The sequence below is a fragment of the Pseudovibrio sp. SCP20 genome (assembly GCF_057774105.1).
The window spans coordinates 363452-384865 of sequence record NZ_JBYMDH010000003.1 but is presented as its reverse complement, the minus strand read 5'-3'; the positions used below and the strand labels follow the sequence as shown (position 1 = coordinate 384865).

Below are 21414 nucleotides of genomic sequence, written 5' to 3'. Positions count from 1 at the left end.
ACAGGTCCACGTAACGGGCTGCTGGCGGACCGTCCGTCAGTTGGTCGTGGGCTGGATGGGGCTACTGTGGAAGGTAACGTATTTCGTAGCAGGTCCGTGGAGGTTCCCCTTTCACCAACAGTGTTGAGGGATAGCGGATGCCCGGCCAGACCAGAGGGCGCCAGCACTGAGAACTGAGGCTTTCCAACGGCCTTAAGTCTTCCAAGTGTCTTTTGGACCCTGGCCTTAGCCTCCTGCAAAAACATCCGGGCAAGGCGTGTAGCCAATGCCGAAGACTCATTACTAACAAACAGCGCAGGCATTGCCTGCCGCCTTGCTCACCCCGATTATCGGGAATCCTAACTCCACCACTGCATGGGATGCCATGCGGTGCTGTTGGTGTTTTTGGTCTTCTATGGTATGTTAGCTAAGTCTAGCTAAGGTGAGGTGCGATGAAAGTAAACATGCATGAAGCAAAGTCCAATCTTTCCAAACTTGGTGAGAAGGTTTGGCAGGGAGAACGCGTGGTCATTGCTAAGGCAGGTAAACCCTACCTCGATCTCGTGCCGCATAAGGCACAGTTGAAACCGCGCAAACCGGGGCGCTTCAAGGGGCAAATCAAGCTGGCACCTGACTTCAACGAAGAGATCAAAGAAGTTACCTCAGGTTTTGAGGGCGAGGAATGAGACGTCTTCTCCTCGATACACATGCTCTTTTGTGGTGGCTTGGTGGTGATGCGCAGTTAGGGGCCAAAGCGCAGGCGATAATTGCAGATCCTCATAATGAGGTTTTTGTAAGTGCCGCAAGCTCATGGGAGATTGCAATCAAGCAGAACCTCGGAAAGCTCACAGCTCCCAAAGGACTGGCCAGTATCATTGAAGAAGAAGGGTTCATATCCCTTCCCATTTCGCTTTTCCATGGGGAACAGGCTGGCTATCTCCCAGAGCATCACAAAGATCCATTTGATCGAATGCTGATCGCACAGGCGCAAGCGGAAGGGCTAGAGCTTGTGACTTCTGATGAGAAGTTTCAGACTTATGGCGTGCGTTTGGTTGAGGCTGGGGAGTGACTAGCTTACTTTTGCAGTAGCTATGGGGAGTATCGATAATGCAAACTGGAAGTGAGGCATGTGCTTTTTGTAATGAAGTCAGAGAGCTGCGAGAAAGCCATATAGTTCCTAAGTTTGTTTTTCGATGGTTGAAAAATAGCGGAGTATCACCGTATCTGCGCAACCATCAAAATCCAAATAAGAAGGTTCAAGATGGTGTAAAGATTCCATTACTTTGTAATGATTGCGAGCAACTTTTCGAAAAATATGAAACTCCCTTTGCAAAGTTCATCTTCCGGCCATTTGTTGATGATCCTACTTACACTGTCATGTATTCGGACTGGTGTGCTAAGTTCGCAGCTTCAGTTATGTGGCGTGCCGGAACTTTTTTTCTTCTGACAAGTTCAAATGGATTGCCTGTTGAAGTGAGGCAACAAATCGAGGCAGCGTGTGACGTTTGGAGAACCTTTATTTTAGGTGCTAGCCCAAACCCTAGTCAGTATGAACTGCATATGGTTCCATTTGATCTAATTGAAAGTAGTGTCGGTGTTCCACTTCATAAAAGCCTTAATACCTACCTACAGCGAATAATTGACACACATTTGTTTGGTTTCACCGACGCTAATTCGCAAATAATCTCAGTAAAGTTGGGGCCAATCGGTTTGTTTGGTTTTGTATCGCCCCCAAGAGACAAATGGGCTGGAAGCCGTATTAAAGTTCGCTCTGGACAATTTAAGTTGCAAAATTTGAAGCTTCCTCTTGGTCTGTTTCAATATCTTAACTATCGATCTGAGGTAGTATTTGAGCAGTTGGAAAGCATGTCTGATGTTCAAAAATCTAAGGTCATGGATATGATAGAAGAGCACAGTGATGCTTTTTTTGAGAGCAATACATATCGTGCAATGTTGCAGGACATCAAATTGAGTTCATAAAAAACGCCCGGCTGGATGAGCCGGGCGTAGGTGTTTGAAGGGAACTTATTTTGCTTATTGAGGGGTGCCCCAGCCGCCGCTGGTTGGGGGGACGACTGTGATAGCTTCGCCTGCTTCCAGAATGGTCTGGTCGCAGCCTTTCAGCTCTTCCATCTGGCCAGAGTTACGGCGCACATAAGTACGGCCTTTCTGGCCATCTTCGCCGCCCTGCATGCCCTTTGGTGCGATGGTTCTGTGAGAGGCAAGGATTGCGCAGTCCATCTTCTCCAGGAAGCGGATGGTGCGCTTGGTGCCATCACCAGCATGCCACTTGCCTTTGCCGCCTGAACCCTTGCGGATGTGGAAGTCTTCCAACAGCACAGGGTAGCGGAACTCCAGAACCTCTGGGTCGGTGAGGCGGGAGTTGGTCATGTGAACGTGAACGCCATCGGTGCCGTTGAAGCCTGGACCTGCCGGAGAACCGGAGCACAGAGTCTCATAATACTGATAGGTGTCGTTGCCGAAGGTCAGGTTGTTCATGGACCCTTGCGAGTTTGCCATGGCACCAAGAGCTGCGAACAGCGCGTTGGTGATGTGCTGGGAGGTTTCCACGTTGCCTGCCACAACAGCTGCTGGATAATGCGGCCGCAGCATGGAGCCTTCCGGCACCACAATGTTGATTGGACGCAGGCAGCCTGCATTCATCGGAATGTGGCCTTCGACCATAACGCGGAAGCAGTAGAGCACTGCAGCGCGGGTGACAGGTTCCGGTGCGTTGAAGTTGTTGGGCTTCATCTCGCTGGTGCCGGTGAAGTCCACGGTTGCTTCGCGCTTTTCCTTATCAACGGTGATCTTGACCTTGATGGTTGAGCCCTGATCCGTTGGATACTCGTAGGTACTGTCTGCCAGCGCCTCAATCACACGGCGCACGCTTTCTTCAGCGTTGTCCTGCACGTGGCCCATGTAGGCCTGCACGGTTTCCAGACCGAAGTGGTCTGTCATCTTGCGCAGTTCCTGAACGCCTTTTTCGTTTGCGGCGATCTGGGCTTTCAGGTCAGCGACGTTCTGGTGAACGTTACGAACCGGATACTTGTGGTTGGTGAGCAGCTCGACCAGCGCTTCTTCGCGGAACTCGCCCTGATCCACCAGCATGAAGTTGTCGAACAGGACACCTTCTTCATCCACTGTTGTGGCGAGCGGGGTCATGGAGCCCGGAGCGGAACCACCCACGTCTGCATGGTGACCACGGGAGGCTGCCCAGAACAGGATTTCTTTGTTGTCCTCGTCGAAGACCGGAGAGACAACGGTGATGTCCGGCAGGTGGGTGCCGCCATTGTAAGGCGCGTTGAGTGCGAACACATCGCCCGGTCTGATCTTGCCTTTGTTGAGGGAAATGATCGCCTCAACAGAACGGTCCATGGAGCCCAGATGCACTGGCATGTGCGGAGCGTTGGCAACCAGTGCGCCGTTTTGATCGAAGACCGCGCAGGAGAAGTCGAGGCGTTCTTTGATGTTTACGGAGTACGCGGTGTTCTGCAGGGTGACGCCCATTTGCTCTGCAATGGACATGAAGAGGTTGTTGAACACTTCCAGCATCACCGGATCAGCGGTGGTGCCGAGCGCGACTTTCTTCTCCAGCGGGATACTGCGGGTTAGAATGATGTGGTTCTTGGCGTTGACCTCAGCCAGCCAGCCCGGTTCCACAACGATGGTTGCGTGTGGTTCCATGATGAGGGCAGGGCCTTGCAGCTTCATGCCCGGCTGGAATGCATCGCGCTTGAGGATGGATGCATCCTGCCATTTGCCGTTTGCGTAGAACTTGGTCTGCTCTGCGATGGCTGGTGTCTGTGATGCGAGTGCCTCATCAGGTTCCAGCAGGCCAGCGCCGCCGCCAACAGCTTCCACTTCGAGCGCTTCGACCACGATGGTCTTGTTCTCGTAGGCAAAGCCGAACTGTTTGATGTGGTTCTGAGTGAAGGACGCGATCATGGCGTCCAGATCACCGGTGTTCAGATCCACTGCGATTGGGGTGTCGGTGCCATCGTAACGCAGGTGCGCGCGTGGGATGACGGTGAATTCGTTTTCCGCAACACCCTGATTTTCGACTTCGGACTTGGCGTCAGTTGCAAGTCGTTGAGCCAGCTCTTCCAGAGCGAAGAGGTTGTCGGTGTTCAGCTCTTTGACGACGGCCTGTTGGCGGGTGGCGCGGATATCCGCAAGGCCCATGCCGTAAGCGGAGAGGATGCCGGAGAGTGGGTGGACGATCACGGTTTTCATGCCGAGGCTGTCTGCCACCATACAGGCGCTCTGGCCTCCGGCACCGCCGAAGCAGGTGAGGGCGTATTCGGTGACGTCGTAGCCGCGCTGAACGGAGATCTTCTTGATGGCGTTGGCCATGTTTTCAACGGCGATCTTCTGGAAGCCTTCAGCAACTTCCTCGCCGGTGCGGCCATCGCCGATTTCAGCGGCCAGTGCGTTGAAGGCGTCTTTGACTTCTTCGATTGCCAGAGGCTCGTTCTGGTTTGGACCGAAGATTTTTGGGAAGTAGTCAGCGTTGAGCTTGGCTGTCATGACGTTGGCGTCGGTAACAGTGAGCGGACCGCCGCGACGATAACACTTTGGACCCGGGTTTGCGCCAGCGGAATCCGGACCAACCTGGAAGCGACCGTCTTTGTAATGGAGGATGGAACCACCACCCGCAGCAACGGTGTGGATCATCATCATAGGCGCGCGCATGCGGACACCAGCCACTTCGGTCTCAAAAGCACGCTCAAACTCGCCGTCGAAGTGGGACACGTCCGTGGAGGTGCCGCCCATGTCGAAGCCGATGAGCTTTTCGAAGCCCGCCATTTTGGAGGTTTCAACCGCGCCGACAACACCACCAGCCGGGCCGGAGAGGATTGCGTCCTTGCCCTGAAATAGGGAGGCGTCGGTCAGACCGCCGGAGGACTGCATGAACATGAGACGGCAGTCGGTGTTCTTGATGTCGAGCTCGCCAGCCACCTGATCCACGTAGCGACGCAGGATTGGAGAGAGGTATGCGTCGACAACGGTGGTGTCACCACGGCCTACCAGTTTCATGAGAGGGGAAACTTCATGACTGACGGAGATTTGCGGGAAGCCGACCTGACGGGCGATGTCTGCCAGCTGCTTCTCGTGTTCCGGGTACGCATAGGCGTGCATCAGAACGATGGCGATGGAGCGGATGCCATCCGCATAGGCGGCTTCCAACTGTGCTTTGACATCACTCAGGTTTGGTGCAGTTTCAACAGTGCCGTCTGCGCGGACGCGTTCGTCGGCTTCCAGAACCTGATCGTAGAGGAGCTCAGGCTTGATGATCTCTTTGGCGAAGATGTCCGGGCGGGCCTGATAGCCGATTTCCAGTGCGTCGCGGAAGCCTTTGGTGATCAGCAGGAGGGTGCGATCGCCTTTGCGTTCCAACAGCGCGTTGGTGGCGACGGTGGTGCCCATCTTCACGGTTGCGATCTGGTCGGATGGGATGCGGGTGTCTTTGGCAACGCCCATGAGGTCGCGGATGCCCTGAATAGCCGCGTCTTTGTAGGCCTCAGGGTTTTCGGAGAGGACTTTATGGGCGCGGATTTCTCCTTGTGGTGTGCGTGCGACGATATCGGTGAAGGTGCCGCCACGGTCGATCCAGAAATCCCACTTACCCATTGTCATGTTTTGTCCCACCTCGGTATAAAATATTATTCTGTGATACATCTACAAAATGTAGATAAATTGTCAATGTGATTATGGGAGTGTAACGCCGAACCTGCGAGAAACATGCATGAATTTTTCGTGGACCGGTCTTTTTAGAGAGCTTGTGCCCTGCGCGTAAACTATTGACATTATGTTGCGCGAGCCGGAACGAATCTGTGCTTTTCGAACTTTTGCGGTTGTGAGGTCAAAAATGAGTGATGCTGTTGAGCAGAAGAATGCTGAAGGACTTGGCGTAGGGCCGGTCGTGTCCTCATCTCACCTTGCCTCTGGTGAACTGCCTGCGTTGTCTGAGGTGGAGTTTGCGGTGACGATGATGGTGAACGCCTATCACCGCTGGATGGTGCGTTGCATGGCTGCAGCCGGACAGGAGGGATTGTCCCCGCTGGAGACGCTGGTGCTACACTCAGTCAATCACCGTGAGCGTTCCAAGACGCTGGCTGATCTGTGTCTTGTGCTGAACATTGAGGACACGCACACCGTTTCTTATGCGCTGAAGAAACTTGAGAAGGCGGGGCTTATTCAGTCGGGTAAGCGCGGCAAGGAGAAGACCGCGGAGATTACCGATGCTGGTCGTGATCTATGCGATGCCTATAAGCAGCTTCGCGATGCGCTGCTGGTGAAGCCGGTGAAAGAGCTGGGGCTGGATGAAGCCGAGCTGTCCCGGCTTGCATCTGTTTTGCGCAGTGTTTCTGGCCATTATGATCAGGCGGCGCGTTCAGCTGCGGCGATGTAAAGTGGATGTGGCAGCGTTCTGCCGCTCCAGCATCAATCGACGTGTTCGTTATGGGCGAGGCCTGTGTCGCCCATGAGTAGCTTGATCCATCCCGGCATCCGGCCTGTTCTGCGCAGTGCGCCATCAAGTGAGAACTCTCCGGCGCCCGTTGTCGTGAAGCTGAGATAGGACGCGAAGAGGATGAGGGGCAGCTCCCATGACACTGCTGTGGCGAATGAGACGAAGCCGTGCTCCAACGCTCCGCTGAGTGTTGCGGCAAACAATATGTAAGCTGCTGCGAAGAAGCAGGAGAGGCGGGTGAGCAGGCCGAGGCCGACGCCAATCGCGATTGCCAGTTCGGCCAGACCAGCAGCATCGATGATCATGCCCGGGTCGGGATAGCCAAGCAGAGAGAAGAACTCGACGTGCTCCATGTATGGCAAGGAGCCTGCAAACAGCTTGTCGGTGAAGTGCGGGACCATCACGAAGCCCACCAGAATGCGGAAGAAGGTGAGTTGCCATTGCCAGAGAGTCAGTCCACGGCCAGCGGTTTCAAACGAGTTACGCTGGATGGTGCTGAGGAACCAGATGAGGTTGATGAAGAAGGCGAAGGCAAGTGGCCAGCTGAGCAGGTAGGCATAATACAAAGATGCGATGCGCCATGCCACGAGCTGACAGAGCAAAAGGCAGAGGAAGCCGATTGTGAAGTTCTTCGGAACCACGATGACGACGAAGAAGAAGGCCAGACCCAGCGAGATCAGCATTGGATGCAATGCGGATTCCGGGAGGGGCGACATGAGCACTTCCAGCGAGATGAGTGCTGTGACGCCGAGTAGAAGGGCGGTGATGAGGGACTGAAGCAGTTGGAAGAAGGACAGGTAATGGAAGGGCCGTGCGGTTTCGGCAAGGTCCTCTTGTTCGCTCATGTCCTCAGTGTTTGCATTGCTCTTATCTGCCATAGCTACCTCGCAGCGAATCCCTAGCGTGGGTCATTTGTGTCAAGGTAACGTGGGGCGCCTAGCAAGAGATATCCTGCTATTCTCGCTAGGCTTATTTGAGAGGTTAAGCGCTCTGCGTGGCTTCTATCTGCTTTGTGTCGTTCAGTCCCAGTGTGCAGCGGATGTTGGCGTGCGGGTTGGCCGGATCAACATTGTTCGGTTTGCCGAAATAGTAGCCCTGAACGATATCGCAGCCACCAGCCCGCAGGATCTGGGCCTGCATTTCGTCTTCGACGCCTTCTGCGGTGATCAGCACGTCCAGTGAGCGACCGAGACCAATGATGGCAGCCACAATTGCATCCGTGTGGGCATCTTTGCCGATGTTCATGATGAAACTGCGGTCGATCTTGATCTTGTTGAACGGGAAGCGAGAGAGGTAACTCAGAGAGGAGTAGCCCGTACCGAAGTCATCCATGGCGATGGAGACGCCCATGTCACCGATCTTCTTGAGCGACTTCACCACGCTGGTGGTGTCAGCAATCAGGAGGCTTTCGGTGATCTCGATCTCGAGGCGTTCCGGTGCCAAGCCAGATTCCTGAAGCGCTTCTGAGATCTTCTGCTCAATCTGGCCGGTTTTAAACTGGGCAGGTGAGAAGTTGACGGCAACCTTGAGGGTTGGGTCAGACCAGCTTGCGGCATCAGCGCAGGCTTTCTTGAGGACGTACTCACCCAGTGCTTCGATGAGGCCGGTGTCCTCGGCAATCGGGATGAAGACTTCCGGCGAGATGCGACCTTTCTCTGGGTGAACCCAGCGAAGCAGGGCTTCAAAGGCTTTGAGCTTGTTGTCTGCCAGACCGACCTGTGCCTGGTAGACGACTGAGAAGCCATCAAGCTTGAGGGCGCGGATCATTTCCGCTTCCAGCTCTCGGCGGCGCTCCAGCTCTTCGTCCATGCTGGACTCGTACCACGTGTAGGTGGAGCGGCCACCGTTTTTAGAACGGTAGAGTGCAAGGTCGGCACAGTGCAGAAGGCGGGATGAGCGCCAGGCGGCATCTGTTGCCTGAGCAATGCCCATGGACAGCGAGATCTGGATTTCCTTGCTGTCGATGACGCAATTGGAATTGGTTGTGGCCAGAGCGCGCTGGGCCAGAACGGTGATGTCGTGGCTGGTGTACTCGCCTTCGATCATGACTGCGAACTCATCGCCGGAGAGGCGGGAGACGAGGTGTTCTGAGAAGACGAGGCGCAGGCGGTCCGAGATGATCTGGAGGAATGTATCTCCGGCGGCGTGGCCGTGGTTGTCGTTCACTTCCTTGAATTTATCAACGTCGATGGCGATGACGTAGACATTGGAGGCGGTGATGGATGCCTTGCGCAGGGCCTTGTTCAGCTCGTCAGAGAAAACGGCGCGGTTTGGCAAATGGGTGAGGGGATCGTTGTGGGCAAGGAAGCGGATCGTTTTGGAGGTCTTCCAGCGATCATGCAGTCCTTTCCATGCGAACATAATGGAAGCGATGGCAACGACAAGAACCAGAAGGAATGCAAAGGCTGAGCCAAAAGCAATCGCATCCATAAACACAACGGTGTTGATTGCCGGTTTGGTGGAGAAGATGAAGCCGCCGCGGGCTTTGTTCTCTTCATTCACATAGGGAATGATGACACCAAACTCGGGTATCTGCCATTCAAGCCAGTGGAAGTTGGAGTAGATCTCCAGCTGTCCTGATTTGAGGGCAGAGTGCCAGGCATCGTAGGCGGAAGGATCTGAGAGGATTTCGTTGACGCGGTCGGTGGTCATATCCCGTGGATGTACAGCCAGCGGGCGGCCGGGAACATTGACGGCCAGAAGCTCAAACTCCTCGAACTCCTCCACCAGTGCCTGTTTGACAGCTCTGGCTTTGGCTGCAGGCAGTTTCCAGCTTGGTGAGATGATCTCCGGTGTTGGATCAGAACTGGAGCCGCGCAGGCCGAAACTTAATGGCGCAGAAGATTTCTGAGTTCCCTTGGTTTCATGAGCTGGCTCTTCTTCAAGCGGATGGTGAGATACGATGATGTTTCTGGCGGTGTCGAACTGTTTTTGGGCTTCACCCTTGAATAAATAATATAGAGTTGCCTGATCAATGGCATAAAAACTTGTAGCAATGGCGCCAATCACAGCAAACACTATGGTGGCATAAAGTAATTTGCGATGTGGAGGTATAGTTTCCACTTGAAATTCCCCATCCCGAAACGCACGAAATGGTGTGCGCTGGCAGCAGGCAACTGAGAAGTTAGTTGGCGCTGTTACCTGTATGTGTACTTAATTGATAACGAATATATCTGTAAAACATTACCCATGTGTTTCATGGGGTGATAATTTGAGGTGAAGCTTGGCTGGGCCTTGAACTGAATTCATGCAATGGGCACTTATAGATAGCCTTTGGCAAATAAAACCCAAGGGAAACAAACTATTCGGATTGATAAATAATTTGTTAGGTATAAACCTGATTTGCGGTGACTAATTATTTTGCTGTCTATTCAGGCAAAATTGTCGGGCGAATTGGACAGAGAGCAGGATGCCTATGAATTTTTGGAGCAGCTTTGACAAGATTGTTGGCGCACTGCAGGCCGGTGGCGCACAGTTGGTTGATCGTCTGCAGCAGCTTGTTCAATCTGTCGGTGAAGCGCGCCGGAATGTTGCTTTTACTGTCGCCATGATCGCCCTGTCTGCCAAGATGGCTAAGGCGGATGGCGTAGTAACGCACGATGAGGTTGTTGCGTTTTATGATCTGTTTGAGATGCCTGCCGGAGAAGAAGGCAACGTTGCACGGCTCTTTCATCTGGCGCAGCAGGACGTTGCAGGCTTTGAAACATACGCTTCCAAGCTCTCCGTTTTGTTTGCTGATGATGAGACGACCCGGACAGATGTGCTCGACGGGCTGTTTTACATTGCCAAGGCCGACGGCATTATTCATGAAAGAGAGATTGCGTATCTGAGCCGGATCGCGGAGATCTTCGGGATCGACCCAGTCGGCTTTTCTCAGATCAAAGCCCGTCATATAAGAGGCGGCGGAGACCCTTATCTGGTTCTTGGCATTGATATGAGCGCTACTGATGATGAAGTGCGCTCCCGCTATCGCCAGCAAGTTCGGGAAACACATCCTGATCGACTGATCGGTCGAGGTGTTCCTGAAGAGTTCGTCAAGATCGCCAGCGACAAACTGGTTGCACTGAATAAAGCGTATGAGCAGATCTGCGCAGAACGAGGAATATGAGCGTTAAAACTGAATGCGCAGTCCCTGCGCGTCTTCGTCCATCTCCCAATCACAATGAGCGTCGCGTTCCAGCTGCTGATATGCTGATCCTGCATTACACGGCGATGGAGAGTGCAGAGAAGGCTATCTCCTGGCTGTGTGATCCACGCTCTGAAGTTTCCTGCCACTATCTCGTGGATGAGATGGGCATGGTGACACAGATGGTGCCGGAAAGCCGCCGGGCCTGGCATGCAGGCGTTTCCAGCTGGAAGGGTGAGGATGATCTGAACTCCCGCAGCATCGGCATCGAGATTTCCAATATGGGAGATCTGGAAGAGGGAACGCAGGATTATCCGGATGTGCAGATCGAAGCGGTAATCGCACTTGCCAAGGATATCTGCGAGCGCCACAACATCGTGCCAGAGCGTGTGCTGGGCCATTCAGACGTTGCACCATCCCGCAAACAGGATCCAGGGCGTCATTTCCCGTGGGCGCGTCTGGCTGAGGCTGGGGTCGGGCACTTTATCGAGCCCGTGGACATTGATGCGTCGAGCTTCTTTCAGGAAGGGGATGAGGGGCAGCCGATTGAGGCGCTCCAGTCCCTGCTGGGGCTTTACGGATATGATGTGATGGTGAGTGGCGTGTTTGATGAGAAGACACGGTTTGCTGTCGAAGCGTTTCAGCGACACTTCCGGCCTGCAAAGGTTGATGGGATCGCCGATGCGCAGACCATTGCAACGCTTCATAGCCTGCTTAAAAAGCTAAAATCCTTCTGATTGTGATGGATGTCATTGAAATATCAGTGAAATAGGTTTTTGTACGTAATAAGAATATGTTTTGATTACGTAGGGGAATGGCTCTTTTTTGCTGAAAAGTTTCCCAAAGTAAGGCTGATGCGCCCTGCATCGGCCTTTTTTGTGCCATGAACTAAGGTTTATGCCAGTTTTTAAACATTAAAAATGTAACTTTTCGTGATCGAACCTGTCTGATTTTCGTCTCATCTTCTGAAGATAAACACTCCTGCTCAAAACATGATTGCCAGGACATGAAGATGAACCTTACAAAAATAAAAAATATCGTAGTAATCCCTGCCCTTGCTGCAAGTGTTATGCTTGGTGGTGTCGTCAATACCAGCGTGTTCTCTGATGAAGCAGAGGCTGCTACTAAGAAAAGCACCTACGTCAAGCTGATTGAACAGAAAGCTAAAAAGCACGGCGTACCGCACCACATCGCGAAGGCCGTTGTTGAAGTGGAAAGTAACTTCAACGAAAGAGCTCGCGGCAGAGCCGGTGAAGTTGGTCTTATGCAGATCAAGCCAGCGACTGCGCGCGGTATGGGATACCGTGGTTCAACCAAGGCTCTTTATAAACCAGAAAATAATCTGGAATGGGGCATGCGCTATCTTGCTGGTGCTTATAAGCGCGCCGGTGGTGATCTGTGCGGAACCATTTTGCGATACAACGCTGGCCACTATGCCAAGCGTATGAACCGAATTAGTGCCAAGTACTGTAAGCGCGTTAAGGATATTATTGCTCGCAGCTAAATGCATCTTGCATATTCGGGTCGGGACCTGTAAGTTCCCAATCAAAGTTTCCTAGAATTTTACGAATGTCTGACCGACGGTCAGTCTGTCTGCAAGGACACATCAGGGTGGTTGACCGGGCAAAGTCAACCACCCTAACTCTTAAAATTTTAGGCGAATTCCCCGAAAATTAGGCGAACTTCCGAGCGGCATTGGCTGGTGAAGCCGGTAGTTTGACGCCGTCCGGAACCTTTCCGTCATCGATTGGCTTTCCGAGGGATGTAGTCACAGGAACAACGCCTGCCCAGAGAGGAAGGGCGTAATCCTCTGCATCATCGACTGGTCCACCCTGACGGATTTTAGCTGAAGCATGCTCGATCTCAATGGCGATGACGCCAGTTGAGACCTGCTCTTTCTCAGTCATGGGGCGAACCTCATCCCATCTGCCGGGCAAGAGGTGCTCGGTGATGGCTTTCAGGGAGTCCCATGCTTCCTGATGGTCTGTGACGAGGCGAGCCGTGCCATGAATGATGGCTGTTCGGTAATTGACGGAATGGTGGAACGCTGAACGGGCTGCGACGATGCCATCCACATTGGTGAAGGTCAGGCAGACTTTGGAGTCCTTGCTCATCTTTTTCACGATCCGGGCTGCTTTGGCGCCGTGGATGTAAATGGTGCGATCCAAAACTGCGAAGGCCATGGGAATGACCATTGGTCGGTCTTCGTCCAAGAAGCCCACATGGGCAACAAGGGAGCTCTCCAGAATTGGGAGGATTGTGTCCCAATCATAATCAGCGCGCAGGCTTGTTCTGACACGAGCGAACTTAGGTGGCTTGGCCTCACGAGTCTTTGTGGTCGGAGCTGCTTCAAGTGTCATTTCTGCTGTCATCGTCTTAACCGTTTCTGGTCCCCGGTTTTGAGCACAATCGGCAATATGGGACCAGTTGGCCCGGCAAGCTGTTTGAGCTTCAGCTCTCACCGCTTGCCGGGTTTTCTGTTTCAATAGAGCACTTTGCCTCCGCTGCGGGGCGAAGAAGCATTGTGCTTCTACGTATTCTCTGTAAAACTGGTTCCGCTTGTAGATCCGCTTAATCTAATTTTGGGGTGCCAGTTGTTCGAGTATGTTGTGATGATCAATCGCGAGGTCAGTACCCCGCTGTCGAGCCAGATTTATCAGCAGTATCGGGAGGCGATTTTGAAGCGGCGCATCCCGGAAGGGGAGCGATTGCCCAGTTCCCGGCAACTGGCTGTCAGCCTCTCTGTTTCGAGAAATACCGTGAATACGGCTTATGATTTGCTGCGTTCTGAAGGACTGGTGGACGTGCGCTCTGGTGCAAGGCCGGAGGTGGTCGCTTTGCCAGAAGTTGAAGGGGCATCTGCTGAAGGCAGTGTTCGCGAAACTGCACCTCCGTTGTCATCACGCGGTCAACGGTTTGCGCGGAACCATCGATATACGAGCCCAGATGGGCGGGGCTCTTCCATGCAGCCTGGGGAGCCATCACGCGCGCTGTTTCCCAAAGAGCAGTGGGCGAGGAGCTTGAGGCGTGCCGCGCGCTTGCTGAATGGCAATGCGCTTGGGTATGAGCATACCTCCGGATTGCCGGAGTTGCAGCGGGTGTTGGCACAGTATCTTGCGCAAGAGCGTGGTGTCGTTTGTTCACCAGAGCAGGTGCTTGCGTTTCCGACAACACAGTCTGCACTCTCTCTTATGTCTCAGTGTTTTTCTGAGGAAGGAGATGTCGCGCTGCTTGAAGAGCCGGGGTATCTGGGGGCTCGGTCAGCTTTTGTTGCTGCGGGTCTGAATGTGCGGGCACTCAGTGAGATTGAGCAGATTAAGCGGGCATCGCTGATCTATGTGACGCCATCTCACCAATATCCCACTGGCAGGCGTATGGAGATGGGGGAACGGCTGACTTTGCTCAAGCAGGCCAATGAGCGTGGGGCCGTTATTCTCGAAGATGATTATGACAGCGAGTTCCTGTTTGAAGGACGGCCCATTGCTGCGCTTCAGGGGCTGAGTGATCGGCATTCGGTGATCTATATCGGAACCTCAGCCAAGTCGCTGATGCCGGGTATTCGTCTCGCTTACGCTGTGGTTCCCAAAGAGCATGTGGAAGGGCTGGAGCTGGCGCAGCGGGCCTCTGGTGCTTTGACGAATGTTCATGTGCAGATGGCCTTTGCAGATTTCATCGAGAGTGGTCACTTTCGTGCTCATCTGAATAAGATCCGCAGTGCCTATCATGAGAACGGAGTTGCATTGTGCCAGCTGATTTCTGAGCGATTTGGCAATCAGGTTGGTGTTTCAATGCCCACAGGTGGCTTGCAGACTTGCTTTTATCTGCCTGAGACCTGCGATGATGTCGCTGTTGCGGATGTGATGAACCAGAAGGGATTTGGCGTTAACCCGCTCTCTGTGTTCTATCTGGGAGAACCCAAGCGCGGGCTGATTGTTGGGTTCGCGGAGGCCAATGAGAAACTTCGGGAAGGCTTCGTGCGTGCTCTAGAGATGGCACTGGAGGTGACCGGAGATCGTGTGCAATCGTAATTCTTTACTTGACCTTTTTCCGAAGGCTCCGTAGTTCAGGTGCACCAGTCGGCCGGACGGTTGCTGCTGCAAGTGCCGAAAGGCCGCAGGGGAGGAAAGTCCGGGCTCCATGGAGACACGGTGCCGGATAACGTCCGGCGAGGGTGACCTTAGGGAAAGTGCCGCAGAAAGCAAACCGCCAGTGCATGCATTGGTAAGGGTGAAAGGGTGGAGTAAGAGCCCACCGCGTTTTTGGCAACAAAAACGGCATGGTAAACCCCACCGGGAGCAAGACCGAATAGGGGCGGCGCGGAAGTTTTCTTCCAGTCATGTTTCCAGACCTGACCGCCCGGGTTGGTCGCTAGAGGTGTTCAGCAATGGGCATCCCAGATGAATTGCCGTCGCGTACAGGGGTAACAGCCTGTGCCTTACAAAACCCGGCTTACAGGCCGACTGGTATTTTTCTTATTCGCGGAATAGATTGCTCGCATATTCTTAGAACTACTTGCTGTTGTGTAAGCTGGTTTCATTCCGATGTTTTAGTTGTTTATCGAGACAATCTGCATGTCAGCCCCAAAGCCCTCCAAGCTTGTTTACTTCTGTCATGGTGTTCCAGGTAGTCAGCATGACAGCGCTTTCCTGAAAGATGCCTTGCCTGCGGATGTAGAGCTTGTCGCTCCTAATCTGTTTTTATCAAAGGGTGATCCAACAGAAGCTTGCATTAGGCAGTTTGATGAAGTGACTTCTGGCTGGGACGTTTCTGAGATTCATGTGGTTGGGTTTTCTATCGGGACCATGGCTGCTGCGCATATCGCGAGTGCCTGCGCTGACAGAGTTACCAAGCTTACTCTTGTTTCTTCTGCGGCTCCGCTGAGCCTTGGGGACTTTCTTCCCAAAACCGCAGGAGCGCCTGTGTTCAAGGTGGCAAAGTCTTCGCCTCGTTTGTTGAAGATCCTGATTGCGGTTCAAAGACTGATCTTCCGTATGCGGCCAGCTCTTTTGTTGAATGGGCTGTTTGCGAAGTGCGGACCTCAAGAAAAAGAACTTATTGGGAGACCATCGGTTTCCAGAGTATTGTGTGTTGGGCTGGCGAATAGCCTCGTTGATCATCCTGAGAGCTATGCTGCTTATTTGAAGGCCTATGTTGCTGATTGGTCAGCTGTTCTCTCTGGCGTTTGTTGTCCAGTAGAACTCTGGCATGGGTCTGTTGATACATGGTCACCACTCGAGATGGTGGACGCAATCAAGGCGGCCCTGCCGACAGAGGCGGCTTTGCATTTGGTTGAAGGGGCGGAGCATTACTCGACGCTTCAGGCATACTCAGAGCACCTTTGTCGGAATGTGATTTCTGAGAGTGCGTAATCACAAAAGAAAGCACCGCTTTGGTAGGCGGTGCTTGTGAGGTGGTGGCAAACGTTGAGGGCATTGCCACTAATGTTTGACCTGGGAAGTCTTGAGCTTGTTGGGCTTAGATGCGGATGACCAGTTTGCCCTGATTGGTGCCGTCGAAGAGTTTGTTGATGGCTTCAGGGGCTTGCTTCAGGCCCTCTACGATATCAAGGCGATACTTGATCTGGCCTTTTTGAGCGTAGGCGCTCAGCTTCTCAAAGATCTCGCCGAACCGGTGCTGCTGATCGATGATCACGAGGCCTTTCAAGGTGAGGCGTCGTGCAATGGCGCGGACCAGATGTGGGCCTACGGATGGTTCGGTGTCGTTGTAGGTGGAGATCAGACCGCACAATGTGATTTTGCCGCCAATTTTCATGTTGTCGAGCGCCACTTCCAGCACCTTGCCGCCGACGTTTTCGAAGTGGCGATCAATGCCATCCGGTGCGTACTTTGCGACCATCTCTTCGAGATTTTCGGTTTTGTAGTTGATGACAGCGTCGAAGCCGAGCTCATTGAGGAGCCAGTCTTTTTTCTCGTCGGAGCCGGTGACACCGATGACTTTGAGGCCTTCGGCTTTTGCGATCTGGCCAACGAGGGAGCCGACGGAGCCAGCTGCACCAGAGATAAGGACGGTTTCGCCTGCTTTTGGCGTGTCGATCAACTCCATGAAGCCGTGGTAAGCGGTGGCACCTGGTAGACCGAGGAGGCCCATGAAGTGTTCCAGTGGCACGTCTTCTGGAAGAGGGACAAGATCTTCGCCGGTGGTGATGTAGTGCTCGCTCCAGCCGAACATGCCGTTCACTCTTGTGCCGACTGAGAAAGCTGGATTGTTGGAGGCTTCTACGATGCCGATGCCAAAGCTGCGCATGGTTTCGCCGATGCGGACTGGCGGCATGTAGCTGCCTTCGTCATCGTCCAGCCAGCCACGCATGGCCGGATCCAAAGACATATAGATCTGCTTGACCAGAACTTCGCCGTCTTTCAGTTCCGGCAGGTCTTCCTGCACTATCTTGAAATCAGTTGGCTTGATCATGCCGTTTGGGCGGGATGCTAATGTAACTCGTGTGTTTGTCATTTCATTCTCGCGCATAGCGCGTACCTAATTGTTTTATTGGATGGTTTGATTGAGCCAGAGCCGGGAAACTGGTCTGGCTCAATCTGTTTGGAGGTGAGAGAAGGATTACGCTGCTACCCGAAGGCCGGAGTATTTCTCCACGTAGTCAGCGTTGCTTTTCAGAAGGCCGCGCAGGCCTTTCTTGAACTGGAACTTCATGAGAGGCGTCAGAATCTTACCGAGGATGCCCATTTTCGGCGTGAAGCTCATGGTCATGGTGACGCGGGTTTTGCTTGGGCCTTCCGGAGTGAATTCAAAGATAGCTTTGCCATCTCTGAACGGCGCGTTGGTGTCGTAGATGTCGATGGTGATACGCTGATGCTCCAGATACTCGGAGATGCGCTCTTTCAGGAAGGTTTTGCCATCGGTGAAGTCGCATTGACGAACAGCGCCAACACCGGTTTTTTGCTTTTTGCCAAGCAAGTAGGAGGCATTTAGGCCTGGGTGAAATTTGTTGATGTTGCCGTAGTCGTCCCAGCTGTCCCAGACAGTGGCGATAGGGGCATTTACGGTTTGGTGGACTGCAATCGAAACCATCTGAACTCTCCTCATGTTGAAAAGGGGGAGGCAGACAATACCGAGGCCAGAAACCACCTCTGTCATTGGGGGACGGGTCTTGTCTGCTCCCTTGAGTTCATAGATAGCGTGATGAAAAATGAACCGGTAGATAGGTAAAGATGGACATGATGGTTCAAAAATGAACCAAACGTCTCTGGTTGATTTTGTGAGGATAGGCTGATCGCAGGATCAGGCAGATTGCCTTGTGGCTGTTATGACCAGTTCGCGAATATTCACGTTCTGAGGCTGATTGTAGGCGAACAGCGTTGCGTCTGCCACACTTTGTGGGTCAAGTGCGCCGCCGATCTGCCGTTTCTGTTCCTCGTAGTCTTCGCGGATTTTAGCATCGCGAGTGCTCTCCGGCAGGGCGGTTTCGACGAGGCCGGGGACGATGGTGATGACGCGAACGTTGTGGCCAGCTACTTCCTGACGGAGGGCTTCACTGAGACCGTGAATGGCGATCTTGGTTGCGCCATAGGCGGCTCGCATGGGGAAAGCTTTCTTGGCGGTCATGGAGCCGATGTTGATGATGGTGCCGGAACCGCGTTTGTACATTTGCTGCAGCACTGCATGAATGCCATTGAAGACACCGCGCAGGTTCACATCGATCATCCTGTTCCAGTCTTCTGGCCTCTGGTCTTTGAGTTCACCCAGAAACATGCAGCCTGCGTTGTTGACGATTGCATCTGCCGGTCCAAGGGCCTGTTCAGCGTGGCGGATGGCTTTGGCCATTTGCTCGCGGTTGGTCACATCCACTTTGCGGCAGATTGTGTTGGGGAGGTCCATGGCGACCGTGGGTTCTTTGCGTCTTGCTAAAAGCAGCAGGGGGTGCCCGTCTTTGCTGAAGGTTCTTGCAATGGCTGCGCCGATGCCAGAGCTGGCACCTGTGATCACAACAAGGGGCTTTGTCATGGGTTTGCTTGGGTTCCGGTCACCGTGAGTGTCATGATCTCTAACTCATTACGCGAAATAGTTTTCTGAAGCCTGTTATGAGCGGCTAAAGTTTGTTTCTATTCGTCGGGTGCCTTTACAGGGTTTGAGCAGGGTGGAGGGGACTGTTGGAAAATCTGAGGTCTATTCTGATGCCAGAAATGGTGACTGTTCCAGCTGGTGTTCTTTCTCAAAAGGATGACCGCAAAGGGAAAAGGTGGACGGTGCAGGTCCAGTCTTTTGAGGTCGCGAAGTATCCTGTCACTCAAGTGCTGTATGGCTCAGTTTTGGGAGACTGGCCCTCACGTTTCAAAGGAGATGAGTTTCCGGTTGAGTCTGTGAGTTGGTTTGATGCGCTGCGGTTTTGTAATGCGCTTTCGGGGCGGTGTGGGCTGGAGCTTTGCTATGCATTTCATTCGGATGATGTAGTTGAGCAGTATCTGATGGCGGTGGTTTTCGTTTGTTGACGGATGCGGAGTGGGAGTATGCCTGCCGTGGTGGTTCTCATAAGCCGCGATTTGGGCCGCTGGGTGAAGTGGCCTGGTATGCTGAGAGTTCCGGAGGAGCACCGCAGAAGGTTGGCCAGAAGGCTGCAAATGCTTTCGGGCTTCATGACATGCTCGGCAATGTTTGGGAGTGGTGTTGGGATCAGTATGATCCAGAAATGTATGGCGAGTACCGTATCTTCAAAGGAGGCGGTTGGGCTGATGAGGCGAGGGGATGTCTTGTCACCAATCGGCGGCGAAGCCACCCGACTTTCCGAGTTGATGATCTGGGGTTTCGTATTGCAAGGGCTGTGAGGTTGACTGGTTCAGCCTGATCAAGTACTCATGATCTAAATATGTATACATTGGGATACAATATGGATTTATGGGTTTGGTTTTCTTTCGTTCTGATTTCTGCTGCGAACATTATCACGCCGGGGCCGGCGATCCTCAACACTGTGCGGCGGGCAGCCCAGTTGGGAATGGGCAGGGTGTTTCCGACCATCCTTGGTAACACGCTTGGTCTTGCTATTGCTGGTTCCTTCTGTGCAGGTGGTGTTGCCAGCTTTGTGCTTACCTCAGAGATTTTGTGGAGCGTGTTTCGGTGGCTCGGCGTTGGGTATCTGGTGTGGCTTGGGCTCAAGTTTGTCTTCAAACGTGAGGAGATTGATTTGTCCGGTGATGTGAGAGCCTCTGTCTCGGGCATGACGTTGTTTTGGGAAGCGTTTTTGTTGGCTGTTACCAATCCCAAAGCCATTCTCTTCTTCGTGGCTCTGTTTCCGCAGGTGATGCGTTCTGAGAGTGCGTTGCTGCCGCAAGCTGCTATCTTGGTTGCAACGTTTTGTGGGATTTCGGTTCTCTCTTTATGCAGTTACTCGGCGTTGGCATCCTTGCTGCGTGCGCGCTTTATCACGCAGGCCCGTTATCGCCGGTTTCGTGTGGTCTCCGGCTTTGTTCTGTTTGGGTTTGCCGGGAAAATAGCTGGTGAGGTGCGTTAAAGCGGTTTGCATTTGTCAGGAGAGAGGTGTTCCTGCTTGAAACTTGAGGAGGCTTCGCGCAGATAGGAGGTAACTGCAAGGAGATCTTCTATGAGAACAGAATTTGATCAGGAACTGGAAGAGCGTCTCGTTCGTTATGCTGCGATTGATACGCAGAGTGATGAGACCTGCCCAGAGTCCCCAAGCTCTCAGATCCAGCTCGACCTGCAAAAGGTGCTGCGTGCTGAGCTGATGGAGATTGGTGCAAGCGACGTTGAGCTGACCGAGTACGGTGTTGTTCTTGCAACTATTCCTGCAACTATCGAGACTGATGCGCCTGTGATTGGCCTGCTAGCACACGTGGATACGGCTCCTGCTTATCATGCAGAAGGCGTGAAGCCGCGTGTTCATCGTGCGTATGATGGGTCTGCGATTTCCTTCCCGGATGCTGCTGATCTTTCTCTGTCTCCTGAAAACTCACGCTATCTGGGTGAGAAGATTGGTGATGACATCATCACCGCCAGCGGCAGCACTTTGTTGGGTGCGGATGACAAGGCTGGTGTTGCGATTATCATGTGTCTTGCGCGTCATCTGCTGGCAAACCCGCAGATCCCTCATGGCAAGTTGCGCATTGCGTTTACGCCGGATGAAGAAATCGGGCGTGGTGTTCATGACAAGCTGCCGGGTGATCTGGGTGCTGACTTCGCCTACACACTGGATGGTGGCAAAGTCGGAGAACTGAACTACGAAAACTTCTGCGCTGATGGTGCGACCGTGAAGATCACGGGTGTTTCTGTTCATCCGGGTTATGCGAAGGATAAGCTGGTCAACGCGCTGCATCTGGCAGGTAAGATCATCACCATGCTGCCGCATGCTACGATGACCCCTGAGACCACGGATGGCCGTGATGGCTTCATCTTCGTTGCCGACATGGTAGGCAATGCCGCTGAAGCAGAGTTGCATTTCGTTCTGCGTGATTTTGAGCTGGAAGGCCTTGAAGCGAAAGCTGATTTGCTGGAGCAGGTGTGTGCTGCTGTTCAGGCGACTGAGCCGCGTGCGTCCATCACCTGTGACGTGAAAGAACAGTATCGCAATATGCATCACTGGCTGCGTGATGACATGACACCGGTTGATCTGGCAAAGGCGGCTTATGAGGATATGGGCCTGACTGTTTCCTCCAAGCCGATCCGTGGCGGAACAGATGGTTCCGTTCTGACTGCCAAGGGAACGTCTTGCCCGAACATCTTCACCGGCATGCAGGAAATCCATGGCCCGTTGGAGTGGATCAGCGTGCAGGATATGGCAATGGCCACACAGGTTTGCCTGAAGCTGCTTGAGCGAGCCGCGAAGTAAGCTCATTCGGCCTGAAGAACT

At 53.3% G+C, this 21414-nt stretch carries 20 protein-coding genes and 1 other RNA gene; 14 read left to right on the top strand and 7 right to left on the bottom strand.

What is annotated here, in order from left to right:
• Window positions 1-431 precede the first annotated feature (431 nt).
• The 3 genes from AC3CB2_RS14395 to AC3CB2_RS14385 are packed head-to-tail and all read left to right on the top strand — an operon-like array spanning window position 432 to window position 1959.
• On the top strand, window positions 432-665 hold the full coding sequence (locus AC3CB2_RS14395) for a type II toxin-antitoxin system Phd/YefM family antitoxin (RefSeq protein WP_093518059.1): 234 nt from the start codon (window positions 432-434) through the stop codon (window positions 663-665).
• On the top strand, window positions 662-1048 hold the full coding sequence (locus tag AC3CB2_RS14390) for a type II toxin-antitoxin system VapC family toxin (RefSeq protein ID WP_352933588.1): 387 nt from the start codon (window positions 662-664) through the stop codon (window positions 1046-1048). Before AC3CB2_RS14395 ends, AC3CB2_RS14390 begins: the two co-directional genes overlap by 4 nt.
• Before the next feature lie 38 nt (window positions 1049-1086).
• The gene (locus AC3CB2_RS14385) at window positions 1087-1959 is read left to right on the top strand and encodes a hypothetical protein (RefSeq protein WP_352933585.1); all 873 of its coding nucleotides are present in this window, start codon (window positions 1087-1089) and stop codon (window positions 1957-1959) included.
• A gap of 54 nt (window positions 1960-2013) precedes the next feature.
• Here AC3CB2_RS14385 and AC3CB2_RS14380 read toward each other — a convergent pair whose 3' ends face one another.
• Complete coding sequence (locus tag AC3CB2_RS14380) at window positions 2014-5613, bottom strand: hydantoinase B/oxoprolinase family protein (protein ID WP_352934176.1); 3600 nt, start codon at window positions 5611-5613, stop codon at window positions 2014-2016.
• A gap of 238 nt (window positions 5614-5851) precedes the next feature.
• On the opposite strand from AC3CB2_RS14380, the gene AC3CB2_RS14375 reads away from it, so the two are divergent.
• The gene (locus AC3CB2_RS14375; protein ID WP_352933582.1) at window positions 5852-6394 is read left to right on the top strand and encodes a winged helix DNA-binding protein; all 543 of its coding nucleotides are present in this window, start codon (window positions 5852-5854) and stop codon (window positions 6392-6394) included.
• A gap of 32 nt (window positions 6395-6426) precedes the next feature.
• On the opposite strand, the gene AC3CB2_RS14370 is transcribed toward AC3CB2_RS14375, so the two are convergent.
• Both AC3CB2_RS14370 and AC3CB2_RS14365 read right to left on the bottom strand, forming a co-directional pair.
• A complete protein-coding gene (locus tag AC3CB2_RS14370) occupies window positions 6427-7332 on the bottom strand; it encodes a DoxX family protein (protein WP_008547947.1) in 906 nt (301 codons plus the stop codon).
• Between the two features lie 103 nt (window positions 7333-7435).
• Entirely contained in the window at window positions 7436-9517 is a 2082-nt protein-coding gene (locus tag AC3CB2_RS14365) for a putative bifunctional diguanylate cyclase/phosphodiesterase (RefSeq protein WP_352933579.1), read from the bottom strand.
• A 352-nt stretch (window positions 9518-9869) separates the two neighbouring features.
• On the opposite strand from AC3CB2_RS14365, the gene AC3CB2_RS14360 reads away from it, so the two are divergent.
• The 3 genes from AC3CB2_RS14360 to AC3CB2_RS14350 all read left to right on the top strand — a co-directional run bounded on the left by AC3CB2_RS14360 (window position 9870) and on the right by AC3CB2_RS14350 (window position 12084).
• Window positions 9870-10562 carry a TerB family tellurite resistance protein gene (locus AC3CB2_RS14360; protein ID WP_425328954.1) on the top strand — a complete coding sequence of 231 codons (693 nt, stop codon included), beginning with the start codon at window positions 9870-9872 and terminating at the stop codon, window positions 10560-10562.
• Entirely contained in the window at window positions 10559-11317 is a 759-nt protein-coding gene (locus AC3CB2_RS14355) for a peptidoglycan recognition protein family protein (protein WP_352933573.1), read from the top strand. The genes AC3CB2_RS14360 and AC3CB2_RS14355 overlap by 4 nt, the downstream gene beginning before the upstream one ends.
• A gap of 269 nt (window positions 11318-11586) precedes the next feature.
• Window positions 11587-12084 carry a lytic transglycosylase domain-containing protein gene (locus tag AC3CB2_RS14350; RefSeq protein WP_008547682.1) on the top strand — a complete coding sequence of 166 codons (498 nt, stop codon included), beginning with the start codon at window positions 11587-11589 and terminating at the stop codon, window positions 12082-12084.
• A 169-nt stretch (window positions 12085-12253) separates the two neighbouring features.
• Here AC3CB2_RS14350 and AC3CB2_RS14345 read toward each other — a convergent pair whose 3' ends face one another.
• Window positions 12254-12952, bottom strand: a complete 699-nt coding sequence (locus AC3CB2_RS14345) for a pyridoxamine 5'-phosphate oxidase family protein (protein WP_352933570.1) — start codon at window positions 12950-12952, stop codon at window positions 12254-12256.
• A 222-nt stretch (window positions 12953-13174) separates the two neighbouring features.
• Between AC3CB2_RS14345 and pdxR the strand changes: the two genes are divergently transcribed.
• The 3 genes from pdxR to AC3CB2_RS14330 all read left to right on the top strand — a co-directional run bounded on the left by pdxR (window position 13175) and on the right by AC3CB2_RS14330 (window position 15949).
• Window positions 13175-14608, top strand: a complete 1434-nt coding sequence (gene pdxR, locus AC3CB2_RS14340; RefSeq protein WP_352933567.1) for a MocR-like pyridoxine biosynthesis transcription factor PdxR — start codon at window positions 13175-13177, stop codon at window positions 14606-14608.
• 44 nt (window positions 14609-14652) lie between these two features.
• Window positions 14653-15048: RNase P RNA component class A (gene rnpB, locus AC3CB2_RS14335), an RNA gene on the top strand.
• Window positions 15049-15151: 103 nt separating this feature from the next.
• Complete coding sequence (locus tag AC3CB2_RS14330) at window positions 15152-15949, top strand: alpha/beta fold hydrolase (protein ID WP_352933564.1); 798 nt, start codon at window positions 15152-15154, stop codon at window positions 15947-15949.
• A 106-nt stretch (window positions 15950-16055) separates the two neighbouring features.
• On the opposite strand, the gene AC3CB2_RS14325 is transcribed toward AC3CB2_RS14330, so the two are convergent.
• The 3 genes from AC3CB2_RS14325 to AC3CB2_RS14315 form a co-directional block, all read right to left on the bottom strand.
• Window positions 16056-17051 carry an NADP-dependent oxidoreductase gene (locus tag AC3CB2_RS14325; protein ID WP_352933561.1) on the bottom strand — a complete coding sequence of 332 codons (996 nt, stop codon included), beginning with the start codon at window positions 17049-17051 and terminating at the stop codon, window positions 16056-16058.
• Between the two features lie 105 nt (window positions 17052-17156).
• Window positions 17157-17627 (bottom strand): SRPBCC family protein, encoded by a 471-nt coding sequence (locus AC3CB2_RS14320; protein WP_008548053.1) that lies wholly within the window; start codon window positions 17625-17627, stop codon window positions 17157-17159.
• Between the two features lie 210 nt (window positions 17628-17837).
• Window positions 17838-18560: an SDR family oxidoreductase gene (locus tag AC3CB2_RS14315; protein WP_352933558.1), complete on the bottom strand. Its 723-nt coding sequence runs from the start codon at window positions 18558-18560 to the stop codon at window positions 17838-17840.
• Between the two features lie 146 nt (window positions 18561-18706).
• Here AC3CB2_RS14315 and AC3CB2_RS14310 point away from each other — a divergent pair, with 146 nt between their 5' ends.
• The 4 genes from AC3CB2_RS14310 (at window position 18707) to pepT (ending at window position 21393) form a co-directional block, all read left to right on the top strand.
• Window positions 18707-19045, top strand: coding sequence for a formylglycine-generating enzyme family protein (locus AC3CB2_RS14310; protein WP_352933556.1), 339 nt, complete (start codon window positions 18707-18709; stop codon window positions 19043-19045).
• Complete coding sequence (locus tag AC3CB2_RS14305; RefSeq protein WP_352933553.1) at window positions 19039-19398, top strand: formylglycine-generating enzyme family protein; 360 nt, start codon at window positions 19039-19041, stop codon at window positions 19396-19398. The genes AC3CB2_RS14310 and AC3CB2_RS14305 overlap by 7 nt, the downstream gene beginning before the upstream one ends.
• Before the next feature lie 42 nt (window positions 19399-19440).
• Window positions 19441-20061 carry a LysE family translocator gene (locus AC3CB2_RS14300; protein WP_352933551.1) on the top strand — a complete coding sequence of 207 codons (621 nt, stop codon included), beginning with the start codon at window positions 19441-19443 and terminating at the stop codon, window positions 20059-20061.
• 90 nt (window positions 20062-20151) lie between these two features.
• The gene (pepT, locus tag AC3CB2_RS14295; RefSeq protein WP_352933548.1) at window positions 20152-21393 is read left to right on the top strand and encodes a peptidase T; all 1242 of its coding nucleotides are present in this window, start codon (window positions 20152-20154) and stop codon (window positions 21391-21393) included.
• The last annotated feature ends 21 nt before the right edge of the window (window positions 21394-21414 follow it).